This is a genomic window from Enterobacter cloacae complex sp. ESBL7 (genome assembly GCF_041679625.1).
In the GTDB taxonomy this organism is placed as follows: Bacteria; Pseudomonadota; Gammaproteobacteria; order Enterobacterales; family Enterobacteriaceae; genus Enterobacter; species Enterobacter asburiae_B.
The window spans coordinates 1-214 of sequence record NZ_JBGORN010000076.1; the positions used below are offsets into that span (position 1 = coordinate 1).

The window sequence follows — 214 nt, forward strand, 5'->3', positions numbered from 1 at the left end:
GTGTTGATTACCCGGTACCGTTTCCGGTGGGGTCGGCGTGCTCAGGGTGTGCTGTGTGCCGTGACGGGTCACCGCCCTGCGGACAGCCCCTCTGCAGCCAGTCCAGAAAATCTGTTAACGGCAGGGGGCGGGAGTAAAGGTATCCCTGCAGCCACTTCACGCCAGGTGATTTCAGCCAGTCGCGCTGCGCGGAGGTGTCCACCCCTTCAGCCAC

Annotated in this window: 1 pseudogene; it reads right to left on the reverse strand. The window is 63.6% G+C overall.

What is annotated here, in order from left to right:
* Positions 1 to 7: 7 nt before the first annotated feature.
* Positions 8 to 214 (reverse strand): annotated as a pseudogene (locus ACERY3_RS25520) (hypothetical protein); the annotation flags it as partial.